General features: G+C 75.3%; 5 protein-coding genes. 1 reads left to right on the top strand and 4 read right to left on the bottom strand.

Going from position 1 to position 12,555, the window contains the following annotated elements:
• Together ACGF07_RS17600 and sbnA are read right to left on the bottom strand one after the other, a co-directional pair.
• Positions 1 to 2,465 (bottom strand): AMP-binding protein (locus ACGF07_RS17600; protein WP_392899633.1); only part of this gene is annotated, 2,465 nt, incomplete at its 3' end.
• A gap of 54 nt (positions 2,466 to 2,519) precedes the next feature.
• The gene (gene sbnA, locus ACGF07_RS17595) at positions 2,520 to 3,557 is read right to left on the bottom strand and encodes a 2,3-diaminopropionate biosynthesis protein SbnA (protein ID WP_392899631.1); all 1,038 of its coding nucleotides are present in this window, start codon (positions 3,555 to 3,557) and stop codon (positions 2,520 to 2,522) included.
• A gap of 244 nt (positions 3,558 to 3,801) precedes the next feature.
• Here sbnA and ACGF07_RS17590 point away from each other — a divergent pair, with 244 nt between their 5' ends.
• Entirely contained in the window at positions 3,802 to 11,034 is a 7,233-nt protein-coding gene (locus ACGF07_RS17590; RefSeq protein ID WP_392899629.1) for an amino acid adenylation domain-containing protein, read from the top strand.
• A 38-nt stretch (positions 11,035 to 11,072) separates the two neighbouring features.
• Here the strand turns inward: ACGF07_RS17590 and ACGF07_RS17585 are convergent, their stop codons facing one another.
• Both ACGF07_RS17585 and ACGF07_RS17580 read right to left on the bottom strand, forming a co-directional pair.
• Positions 11,073 to 11,753, bottom strand: coding sequence for a BTAD domain-containing putative transcriptional regulator (locus ACGF07_RS17585; protein ID WP_392899627.1), 681 nt, complete (start codon positions 11,751 to 11,753; stop codon positions 11,073 to 11,075).
• Positions 11,754 to 11,966: 213 nt separating this feature from the next.
• Entirely contained in the window at positions 11,967 to 12,266 is a 300-nt protein-coding gene (locus tag ACGF07_RS17580; protein WP_392899625.1) for a helix-turn-helix transcriptional regulator, read from the bottom strand.
• Between the last annotated feature and the right edge of the window lie 289 nt (positions 12,267 to 12,555).

Genomic DNA, 12,555 nt, shown 5'->3' with positions numbered 1-12,555 from the left:
CCGCCGATGTAGAGCTCGCCGGGGACGCCGGCGGGGACGGGTTGGAGTTCGTCGCTGAGGACGTAGAGGCGGGTGTTGCGGACGGCGTGGCCGATGGGCACGCGGGCGCCGAGTTCGTCGCCGAGGGCGATGGTGGCGTGGGTGACGTCGTCGGAGCACTCGGTGGGTCCGTAGGCGTTCATCATCGGCACGTCGGGGTAGCGGGTGTGCCAGCGGTGGCAGAGGTCGGCCGGGAGGGCTTCGCCGGTGACCATCAGCCAGCGCAGGGTGGGGAGTTCGGGGGCGTTGCCGTCGAGGTCCCAGGCGTCGAGGGCGGCCCTCAGCAGGGAGGGGACGACTTCGAGGACGGTGATGCCCTCGTCGCGGACCATGTCGAACAGGGCTGCCGGGTCGGCTGCGGTGTCGGTGCCGGAGACGCGGACGGTGCCGCCGACGACGAGCGGGGCGAGCATCTGCCAGACGGAGACGTCGAAGGTCAGGGGTGCGTTCTGGACGACGGTGTCCGTGGCGGCGAGGTCGAGGTCGGCGACCTTGGCCCACAGGTGGTTCATCATCCCCGAGCGCTGGACCATCGCGCCCTTCGGCCGGCCCGTCGAACCCGAGGTGAACATCACGTACGCCAGATCCAACCCGCCGCCGACCGCCGGGAGTTCGCCGTCGTGGCCGGCGTCCGAGGGCGCGGCGAGCGGCAGTACGGCGGCGGCGCCGGCGACTGCGGCGGCCTGCTCGCCGTACCCGGCGCCGGCCAGCAGGTGAGAGGCCCCGCTGTCGGCCAGCAGGGCGGCGTTGCGGGCGGCGGGCGCCGCCGGGTCCAACGGCAGGTACGCGGCGCCCACCGCCTGGACGGCCAGCACCCCGACGACGAAGGGCGCGCCCGGCTCGGCGAACACCGCCACCACCGAGCCGCGGCCCACCCCGGCCGCGGCGAGCCGGGCGGCCGATCCGGCGGCGCGGGCGAGCAGTTCGCGGTAGCCGAGCCGCTCCCGCCCGTCGTACACCGCGACCGCCTCCGGTGCGGCGGCCGCGACCGCGCGCACCCGCTCGACCAGGCCCTCGTCCGGTTCGGCCGTCGCCGCCCGGCTGCCGAGCAGGCCGAGCGGCTCGCCGGTCGCGCCCAGGCCGACCTGGCCGAGCGGGCGGTCGGCGGGCATGGCGGCGAGGGTGTCCAGGAAGGTCGCGAACCGGGCCAGGTGGGTGCCCAGTTCGGCGCCGGTGTAGAGCTCCGGATTGCCGTCCAGGTGGAGTTCGACGGTGCCGTCGTCCGCGTTCAGGACCGTCATGATGAGGTCCTTGACGATGCCGGTGGAGAGGTTGACCACCACGCCCCGGCAGGCCTCGCCGAAGGACAGCTCCGGGTCCTGGTTGAGCACGTTGATGAACGGCCCGAAGGCGCGCTGGTCGTCGATCCGCAGGCCGATGTCCCGGCGGACCCGGTCGCCGCGGTAGCGCTGGTGCTGGAGGGCGCCGGAGACCTCGCGCCAGGCCGCGCGCAGCAGCTCGGTGCGGGTCATCTCGGGGCGGACCCGGACGGCCAGCGGCAGGTAGTTGGCGAGCATGCCCGGGATCGAGCGGCTGACCGCGCCGACCCGGCCGGTCACCGGCAGGGTGAGCAGCGGCGCCGCAACGCCGGTGACCCGCTGGGCGTACGCGGCCGTCGCGGCGACCATCAGCACCGGCAGGGTGACCTTGCCATTCTGCGCGAGGGCATGCAGCGCGGCGGTGGTCCCGGCGGAGAGCCGGGCGGTGCGCCGCAGGGCGACCCGAGCGGGGGCCGGCTCCTGGTCGGAGAGCGAGACCAGTTCGGGCAGCGCGCCGTGCTGCTCGGAGGTGAGCCGGTCGGTCCAGTACGCGCGGTCCTTCTCGACCATCCTGGAGCCGAGGTAGTCGCGTTCGGCGTCCAGCAGGCGGTGGAACGGCGGAATGGCGTCGGCGTCCAGTTCCCGAGCCGTGGCCCCGGCGCCCAGCCGGGTGTAGAGGCCGGCGAGCCTGGGGTACATCAGCCCGCGGCTGTAGCCGTCCGCCAGGATGTGGTGCATGCAGAGGTAGAGCAGGTGGTGCTCGGGGCCGAGCGTGATCAGCGCGCCTCGGAACAGCGGGAAGTCGGTGACCTTGATGGGGTCGGCGTGGTCGGCCCGCATCCACCGCTCGGCGGCCGCCAGCGGCTCCGGCTCACCGCTGAGGTCCAGCTCCCTGAGGGGGAGTCGGGCCAGCGGGCGGATGATCTGGCCGGGTGTGCCGTCCTCCTCGACGAACTGCACCCGCAGCCCCTCGGCCTCGTGGCCGAGCCGTTGCAGCGCCCGGCCGAGCAGCTCGGGGTCGAGCGGCCCGCGCAGCTCGATGTAGTCCGCCATGTTGTAGGCCAGCGGCCCGGCGGCGAACTGCTCGTCGAACCAGATCTCGGCCTGCGCCGCGGTGAGCGGAAGGACAGCGCCCGGGTTCGTCGTCAATGCCTTGCTCTCCGTCATCCTCGCCTCAGCACGCCTCGGAAAATCTCGGAACTCTGGTCCGGCCCGTCGCGGTCAGCCGGTGACCGGCTGCAGCCGCCCGCCGACGCCCGCACCGGGCTCCCGGGCCCCGATGCCGGGCAGCAGGCCCTCCGGGCCGATCGAGCGCACCACCCACTCGTCGTGGTAGACGGTGTCCAGGTACCGCTCGCCCAGGTCCGGCGCGATGGTCACGGCCGTCACCCGCTCGCGCACCCCGCCCGTGCCGTCGCCGTGGTGGTCGTCCAGCCAGCGCAGCGCCCCGCTCACCGCGGTGCCGGTCGAGCCGCCGAACATGAAGCCGCCGCGCATCAACGCGCGGCAGGTGCGGACGGTGTCGCGCTCCTCGACGTGGACCGCGCGCTCGACCAGCGAGTCGTCCAGCAGCGGTGGCCGCACGCTGGTGCCCAGGCCCGGGATGTGCCGGGTGCCCGGCGGGGTGCCGAAGGTGACCGAGCCGACGCTGTCGACCGGGACGACCCGCACCGAGGGGCGGCGCTCGCGGAAGTACCGGGCGCAGCCCATCAGGGTGCCGGTGGTGCCGGCGCCGACGAACAGCACGTTCAGGTCCGGGAACTGCCGGGCGATGGCGGGCGCGGTGGTGCGGTAGTGGGCCATCCAGTTGCCGGGACTCAGGTACTGGTTGAGCCACACCCGGCGGTCGTCGGCGGCCAGCAGGGCGCGGACGTGCCGGATCCGCGCGCCGAGGAAGCCCTCGGTCTCGTGCGGTTCGGTGATCAGGTGCACCTCGGTGCCGTAGGACTCCATGGTGCGCCGGGTCGCCTCGTTGCACCGGGAGTCGGTGACGCAGATGAAGCGGTAGCCGCGGGCGGCCGCGAGCACGCTGAGCGCCACGCCCATGTTCCCGGAGGAGGACTCCACCAGCGTCGCACCGGGGCCGAGCACGCCGGACGCCTCGGCCTGGGCGACCATTTCCCGGGCCGCTTTCAGCTTGATGGATCCGGCGAAGTTGAATCCCTCCACTTTCAGGAAGAGGCGGTGCCCGAAGATCGGCTGAAGATTCACGAAGAGGTCACTGACCTCGAATTCGTGCGACGCGGAAATGACCGGCACGGGGGACTCCTGGCCTTCGGTAACGAATTAGCCTCGGCGGCAAGCCTCGCGCCGGTCGCTGACGAGGGGCTGACGGATTGCTGACGAGGCCCGGACCACCGGGAACGGCACCGTTCGACGGCGTGCGTCAGCCGCCCGTCAGTTGCCGGTCAGTTGGCCGTCAGTGCGATCGGAAAACGTTTGTTATTCCGTACGTGCACCGCACTTGCACCGCACCGTGCAGGCCTTCCGTGAGGAGCCCGGTTTGAATCGGCCGTCCGCCATCAGTGAAGTCCTTCCGCTCTCGCCACTGCAACAGGGGCTGCTCTTCCTCTCGGAGTACGACCGCGAGGGCACGGACGTCTACACCGTTCAGCTGGTGCTCGACTTCGAGGAGCTGACCGACGCCGAGGCCGCCGCGCTGCGCACCGCGGCGCAGGGGCTGCTGGAGCGGCACCCGAACCTCAAGGCCTGCTTCCGGCACCGCAGGAACGGCGAGGCGATCCAGGTGGTGCCGACCGCCGTCGCGTTGCCCTGGCGTGAGGTGGCGGTGCCGGCCGGGGGAGCGGCGGCCTCGGCCGAGTTCGAGCGGCTGGCCGAGGAGGACCGGCTGCGCCGCTTCGACCTGGCCCGCCCGCCGCTGCACCGGCTCACCCTGGCCCGGGCCGGCGACGGGCGCTGCCGGCTGGTGTGGACCGTCCACCACATCCTGCTGGACGGCTGGTCGATGGTCACCCTGCTCGGCGAACTGGCCGAGTCGGCCCGTGACGCGGCCGCCCCGCACCCGGGCCGGGGCGCGACCGCCGGGGAGCCGGGCCGGGGCGCGGCCGGGGAGCCGGCCCGCTACCAGGCCCACCTGGCCTGGCTCGGGGCGCAGGACAAGGAGGCCGCCCGGACGGCCTGGCGGGCGGCGCTGGCCGGCGTGACGGAGCCGACGCGGCTGGTGGCCGCGGGCGCGGACCGGCCGCAGGGCGCCGGTGCGCTGCCGCAGGCCGTCCCGCTGGACCTCGACCCGGCGGTGTCCGAGGCGCTGACCGCCTTCGCCCGTGCCCGCGGTCTGACCGTCAACGCGGTGGTGCAGGGCTGCTGGGCGCTGCTGCTGTCCCGGCTGACCGGCCAGGACACCGTGCTGTTCGGCGCGGTCAGCTCCGGCCGCCCGGCCGGCCTCCCGGACGTCGAGCGGATGGTCGGCCTGTTCGCCAACACCCTGCCGGTGCGGGTGGACGTCGACCCGGCCCGCACCCCGGCCGAACTGTTCGCCGCCGTCCAGCGCTCCCAGACGGACCTGCTGCCGCACGAGCACCTCACCCTGGCCGAGGTGCAGCAGCTCACCCCCGTGCGCGGCGAACTCTTCGACACCGCACTGATGTTCCAGAACTACCCGATGGGCAGCCTGCACGTCGCACCCGGCGACGGCCCCCGGGTGACCGGCGTCGACATCCGCTCGGCCACCGACTTCCCGCTCACCCTCACCGTGTTCCCCGGCAGCCCCTTCGGCCTCGCCGTCAACCACCTGCCCGCGCTGGTCCCCCGCGCCGGGGCCGAGCTGGTCGGGCGGCGCTTCGCCCGGCTGCTGGCCGCCGCCGTGGCCGCACCCGACCAGCCCTGCGGCCGCCTCGACGTGCTGGGGGAGGACGAGCGGCTGCGGATCGTCGAGGAGCGCAACGCCACCGCGACCTCGCCGCCCGGCCCCTGGCTCGCCCCGCTGCTGGACGCCCAGGCCGCCCGCACCCCGGACGCACCCGCCGTACGGTGCGGCGAGGAGCGCCTGACCTTTCGCGAACTGCATGACCGCGCCGACGAGTTGGCCGCCCGCCTGGCCGCCGCCGGGGCCGCCCCGGAGCGGGTGGTGGCGATCGCCCTGGACCGCTCCTGCGACCTCGTGACGGCCGCGCTGGCCGTCCTCAAGACCGGGGCCGCCTACCTCCCGCTGGACCCGGACCACCCGGTGGACCGGCTGCGCCACATGCTCGACGACGCCGCCCCGGTGGTCACCCTGACCCACCGCCGGGTGCGCGACCGCCTCGGCGACCAGCCCGGGACGTGGGTGCTCGACGACGGCCTCCCCACCGCGCCCGGGCAGCGCGCGGCGACCACCGCACCGGCCGGCGACCACCCCGCGTACGTCATCTACACCTCGGGCTCCACCGGCCGCCCCAAGGGCGTGGTGGTGCCGCACGGCGCGCTGGTCAACCTGGTCCGGGACATGGCCGAGCGCTTCGCCGTCACCCCCGCCGACCGGTTGCTCGCCGTCACCACCTTCGGCTTCGACATCGCCAACCTGGAACTGTTCGTCCCGCTGGCCACCGGCGCCGAACTGCTGGTCGCCGACCGCGCCACCGTCCGGGACCCGGCCGCGCTGGCCGAGGCGGTCACCGTCCTGGGCGCCACCGTCCTCCAGGCCACCCCGAGCCTGTGGCAGACGCTGGCCGCCGACCACGCCCCGCGGCTGGCCGGACTGCGCGCCCTGGTCGGCGGCGAGGCGCTGCCCGAGCCGCTGGCCCGCACGCTCACCGCGCACTGCGCCGCGGTGACCAACGTGTACGGCCCGACCGAGACCACCGTCTGGTCCACCGCCGCGCCGCTGACCGACCGCCCGGGCCCGCCGCCGATCGGCGCCCCGATCGCCAACACCCGGGCGTACGTCCTGGACGGCGCGCTGCGCCCCGTCCCGGACGGCACCTACGGGGACCTCTACCTGGCCGGCAGCGGCCTGGCCCGCGGCTACCTCAACCGCCCCGGCCTGACCGCCGAGCGCTTCACCGCCGACCCGTACGGGCCGCCCGGCACCCGGATGTACCGCACCGGCGACATCGTCCGCTGGGACGCCGCCGGGGAGGTGCTGGAGTACGCCGGGCGCAGCGACTTCCAGGTCAAGATCCGCGGCCACCGGATCGAGCTGGGCGAGATCGAGTCGGTGCTGGCCGCCCAGCCCGGCGTCCGGCGGGCCGTCGTCACGGCCCGCACCGACCGGGCGGGGGACGCCCGCCTGGTCGCCTATGTCGTACCGGCGGGGACCGACCGCGACCGGTTGCGGGAGCGGGCGTCATCGGTGCTGCCCACGCACATGGTCCCCGCCGTGTACGTCCCCCTGGACGAGCTGCCGCTGACCCCCAACGGCAAGGTCGACCGCAAGGCCCTGCCCGCCCCGCCGGACGAACGGGCGGGCACCGGGCGCGAGCCGGAGGGGGAGCGCGAGGCACTGCTCTGCGGCGTCTTCGCGGAGGCCCTCGGGCTGGCCCGGGTCGGCGCGGACGACGACTTCTTCGAGCTCGGCGGGCACTCGCTGTCGGCGACCCGGGTGGTCAACCGGCTGCGCGCGGTGCTGGGGGTGGACGTGCCGGTGCGGGCGCTCTTCGACGCCCGCACGGCCGAGGCGCTGGCCCGCGCCCTCCCGCCGGGCGGCGCGCCCGGCCAGGCAGCCCCGGCGGGGAGCCGGGAGGCCGCCCCGGCCGGAGCCGGCGGGGCCGCCGCCGCGGAACCCCCCGGGCCGACGGCGCCCGCCCGGCCCGCCCTGCGCGCCGGCGAGCGGCCCGCCACCGTCCCGCTGTCCTACGCCCAGGAGCGGCTCTGGTTCCTGGACAAGCTGGACGGCCCGACCGGCGCCTACAACATCCCGCTGGCCGTCCGCCTCACCGGCCCGCTGGACACGGCGGCGCTGGCCGCCGCCGTCCGGGACGTGCTGGACCGGCACGAGAGCCTGCGCACCGTCTTTGCCGAGGCCGACGGCCTGCCCTCCCAGCTGGTGCTGACCGCCGCCGAGGCCGAGCAGGCGGGCGCCCGGCTGGAGTCGGTGCGGCTGCCGGCCGGCGAGCTGGCCGCCGCGCTGGCCGCCGAGGCCGCCCGGCCCTTCGCGCTGTCCGCCCGGGTGCCGCTGCGCGCCACGCTGTTCGTCCTCGGCCCGCAGGACCACGCGCTGGCGCTGACCGTGCACCACATCGTCGCCGACGGCTGGTCGCTCGGCCCGCTCGCCCGCGACCTCACCACCGCCTACCGGGCCCGGGCCGAAGGCCGTTCCCCCGACTGGCGGCCGCTGCCGGTGCAGTACGCCGACCACGCCCTGTGGCAGCGCGCCCTGCTCGGCGCGAAGGACGACCCGGACAGCCTCGCCGCCGTCGAACTCGCCCACTGGCGCGAGGCGCTGGCCGGCATCCCGGAGGAGCTGGAGCTGCCCCTGGACTTCCCCCGCCCGGCCCGGGCCGGCCACCGCGGCGGCGAGGTCCGCTGCGAGCTGCCCGCCGAGGCGCACGCCCGGCTCGCCGAGCTGGCCCGGGCGGGCGGCGCCAGCCTGTTCATGGCCGTCCAGGCCGGACTGGCCGCCCTGCTCACCCGGCTCGGCGCGGGCACCGACATCCCGCTCGGCAGCCCGGTGGCCGGACGCACCGACGAGGCCGTCCGCGACCTGGTGGGCTTCTTCGTCAACACCCTGGTGCTGCGCACCGACACCTCCGGCGACCCGGCGTTCCGCGACCTGCTCGGGCGGGTCCGGGAGACCGACCTGACCGCCTTCGCCCACGCCGAACTGCCCTTCGAGCACCTGGTGGAGGAGCTCAACCCGGTCCGCTCGACGGGCCGCCAGCCGCTGTTCCAGGTGGTGCTGGCCTTCGAGAACGCCGCCGAGCCGCTGCCCGCGATGCCGGGCCTCACGGCCGAGGTGATCCCGCTCGGCACCGCGACGGCCAAGTTCGACCTCTCCTTCCAGGTCCGCGAGCGCACCGGGACGGACGGCGGCCCGGCCGGCCTGGACATCCTGCTGGAGTACCGCGAGGACCTCTTCACCGCCGCCACCGCGACCCGGCTGGCGCGCTCCCTGGCCACCCTGCTGGCCTCCGCCGCCCGCACCCCCGACGCCCCGCTCAGCGCCCTGGAGCTGCTCACCGCCGAGGAGCGGCGGGTCCTGCTGGAGGAGTGGAGCGGACCGCCCGCCGCCGCCCCGGCCACCACCCTGACCGCGCTGCTGGAAAGCGCCGCCGCCGGCGCCCCGGACCGCCCGGCCCTGGTGGTCCCCGACGCCGTCCCGGCCGGGCCGGGCACCCTGCGCCTGGACCACGGCGAGCTGAACGCCCGCGCCAACCGGCTGGCCCGGCTGCTGCTGGCCCGCCGGGTCGGCCCGGGGGACCTGGTGGCGCTCGCGCTGCCGCGCTCGGCACAGCTGGTGGTGGCGCTGCTCGCGGTGCTCAAGTCCGGCGCCGCCTACCTGCCGGTGGACCCGCGCTACCCGGCCGGGCGGATCGCCCACATGCTCGGCGACGCCCGGCCCGTCCAGGTGCTGACCGCCGAGGGCGTCGCCCTGCCCGGGCTGCCGGAGGGCGTCGTCCCGCTGGCCCTGGACGCGCCGGAGTCGGTCGCGGAACTGGCCGGCCACCGGGACACCGACCCGGACGACGCCGAGCGCACCCGGCCGCTCACCCCGCGGGACACCGCGTACGTCATCTACACCTCCGGCTCCACCGGCCGCCCCAAGGGCGTCGCCGTGCCGCACTCCGGGGCGGCGAACCTGGTCGCCAACCTCCGCGCCCTCCACGCGGGGGCGGACGCCCGGGTGCTGCAGTTCGCCTCCTTCAGCTTCGACGCCACCGTGTGGGAGCTGGCCGCCTCGCTGTTCGCCGGCGGCACCCTGGTGCTCGCCACCGACGAGAGCCGGCTCTCCGGCGAGCAACTGGCCGCGCTGATCGCCGAGCACCGGGTCAACCACGCGATCCTGCCGCCGACCGTCGCGGCCGGCCTGCCCGACGGCGCGCCGCTGCCCGCCGACCTGGTGCTGGCCGTCGGCGGCGAGGCCTGCCCGCCCGCGCTGCTCGAGCGGCTCGCCGGGCGGGTCGTCCTGCGCAACGCCTACGGCCCGACCGAGGCCTCGGTCTGCGCCACCTGGAGCGACCCGCTGGGCCCCGGCGACGGCCGCCCGCCGATCGGCCGCCCGCTCGGCGGCCACCGCGCGTACGTGCTGGACGCGGCGCTCGCCCCCGCGCCGGTCGGTGTCACCGGTGAGCTGTACCTGGCCGGGGCGGGCCTCGCCCACGGCTACCTGGGCCGTCCGGTGACCACCGCCGAGCGCTTCGTCGCCGACCCGTACGGGCCGCCCGGCGCCCGGATGTACCGCACCGGGGACCTGGTCCGCCGCCGGCCCGACGGCGCGCTCGACTACGTCGGCCGGGTCGACCACCAGGTCAAGCTGCGCGGCTTCCGGATCGAGCTCGGCGAGATCGAGGCCGCGCTGACCCGGCACCCGGTGGTGGTGCAGGCCGCGGTGCGGGTCCGCCCCTCACCGACCGGCGTGCCGCTGCTGGTCGGGTACGTGGTGCCGGTGCCCGGGGTGGCCGCCGTCGACGTGCCGGTGCTGCGCGCCTTCCTGGGCGAGTCGCTGCCCGCGCACATGGTGCCCGCGACCCTGGTGACACTGCCCGCGCTGCCGCTGACCGCCAACGGCAAGCTCGACGTCGCCGCCCTGCCGGAGCCGGGCACGGCGGCCTCCGGCACGGCGGGCGGCGGTGCCGCGGGCGGCGGACGGGCGCCGCGCACCCCCGTTGAGGAGGCGATCGCAGCCGTCTTCGGCGAGGTCCTCGGGCTCGAACGGGTCGACGCGGACGGGGACTTCTTCGCGCTGGGCGGCGACAGCCTGCGCTCGGTGCAGGTCGTCGGCCGGGCCGCCAAGGCCGGGTTCACGCTCGCGCTGGCCGACGTGTTCGCCCACAAGACGGTGGCGGCGCTGGCCGCCGTCGCCCGCCCGGCCACGCCCCGCCCGGAGGGCGGCGAGCGGCTTCCGGCGGCCCTGTTGGAGCCGCTGCTGCCGATCCGCCCGTCCGGCGGCGCCGAGCCGCTGTTCTGCGTGCACGGCGGGGTCGGCTTCGGCCTGCCGTACGCCGAACTGACCGCCCACCTGGACCCGGACCGGCCGGTGTACGCGCTGCAGTCCGAGGGCATCGCGGCGCCCGCCGGGCAGTGGCGCAAGCCTTTGGGCGTACGGGAGTTGGCGGCCGACTACCTGGCGCGGATCCGGCAGGTGCAGCCGCGGGGCCCGTACCACCTGCTGGGCTGGTCGTTCGGTGGACTGGTCGCGCACGAGATGGCCGTCCAACTGCAGGCGGCGGGCGAGCGGGTGGCCTTCCTGGCGGCGCTGGACGTCCACCCGGTGCACCCGGGGGACCGCAACCCCACCGACGAGGAGATCCGCACGGCCTTCCTGACCCACCACGCCGCCGGGACGGGCATCGAGGAGGAGGAGCTGGCCCGGCTGATGGCGGTGATGCGCCACCACACCGACATCGCCCGGGAGTTCACCCCGGGGCGATTCGACGGGCCGCTGCTGCTGTTCGTCGCCGAGGAGCAGCCGGCGGCCGCCGCCCCGGCCGACCGGGACGGGCTCGCCGACCGCTGGCGGCCCCACCTGACCGGGCCGCTCACCGTGCACCGGGTGCCCTGCGGTCACGAGGAGATGCTCGGCAGGGACGCCGCAGGGCGGATCGGTGCGATCACCGACGCCGCCCTGCGGATCCGCTGACGTGCCCCCTGCCCGGGGCGAACTGCCCTCGCCCCGGGCTAAAGGGAGGGGTCCTGCATCAGGATCGCCTGGTACAGGTGGTGCAGCCGGCGGCTCGGCTTGAGCCCCAGCTCGTCGTCCAGCCACCTGCGGGTGCGGTGGAAGATGTCCACGGCCTCCGACTGCCGGCCGCAGCGGTACAGCGCGATCATCAACTGCTCGCTGAACCGCTCCCGTTCGGGGTACTGGGCGAGCAGCTGCTTCAGCTCGGCCACCACCGTCCCCGCCTCGCCGGCCTGCAGCTGCGCCGCGATCAGGTCCTCGCGGGCGGTCTTGCGCTGCTCGTCCAGTCGCAGCGCGACGGCCCGGCACCACGGGCCGTCGCTGGTGTCGAGCAGCGCCGGTCCGCGCCACATCGCCAGCGCCCCGCGCAGCGTGTCCATCGCCTCGTACGGCCGGTGCTCGACCAGCCCCGCGCCCTTCTCCGCCGTCCGCAGGAAGCGGTACGCGTCGACCGCCTCCTCCGGGACGTCCAGCATGTAGCCGTTGTCGACCGTGCGGATCAACTCCTGGTCCGGTCTTTCCAGGCCGAGTTCGGCCAGGGATTTCCGCATTCGTTTCACATTGGCCTGCAGCGCGTTCCGCGCGTTCTTCAGCGACGCCTCCCCCCACAGCTCGTCGATGAGTTCGTCGAAGGCAACCACCTGGCCGGCGTTCAGGGCCAGCATGGTCAGCATCACGCGGTTCTTCTTCGCCCGTAGTCCGACAGTGCGCTGACCGTCGCCGATCAACAGCGGTCCTAATATGGAGATGTACACCAAATTCCCCGTCCGTAGCGGTGAACTCCAGCCACAAGCTTTTCCGTCGATCCCTCGGAGTGCCACTGCAGAAAGCGGTCCACTTGTTTGAAGGGGTGTGAAGAAGGGGAAAAGCCCGGGTATCATTCGCGCCGGTCAAGTATCGGTCACGCGTGGCTCGTCCGGCCATGTACCTTCGTACATGAGTTGGTGGACCTGGGCCACCAGTCCGGCCTGGAGCCTGGACTCGACCCCCAACTTCGCCAGGATGCTGGCGACGTGGGCCTTCACCGTCCGCTCGGTGACGTGCAGCCGGTCGGCGATCCCGCGATTGGAGTGCCCGGCCCCGATCAGGTCGAAGACCTGGCGCTCCCGGCCCGAGAGCGCGCCCACTCTGGCAAGTTCGTCGCGCCAGCGCGCCGAGGCGAGGCCGCTCTCCCCGTGCTGCCCCACCACACCGGACCCCCGCTCCGTGGTGCGCTCCGTCGTGGATGCGCCCTCCCGCCCGGGAGGCCGCCCGCGCACGACGAACGCCTGCGCGATTCTACAACTCACGTAACAAACCACCACGGGACATGCGGCGTCAAACCCCTTGCGGCACCCACTCGATGATGCCGTGCACGCACGAATCGGCCGGGGCGGTGGCCGGGGGCCCCGCCCCCGCGGGGGGGGGGGGGGCGCCGGGGGCCCCCCCCCCCGGCCGGCCGGGGGCGGCGGGGGGGGGGGGGCGGGGCGCGCGGCGGGG

The organism is Kitasatospora sp. NPDC048194, assembly GCF_043202455.1.
In the GTDB taxonomy this organism is placed as follows: Bacteria; Actinomycetota; Actinomycetes; order Streptomycetales; family Streptomycetaceae; genus Kitasatospora.
Note: the sequence above shows the minus strand (reverse complement) of the source record. Positions and strands in the feature narration are given on the sequence as shown.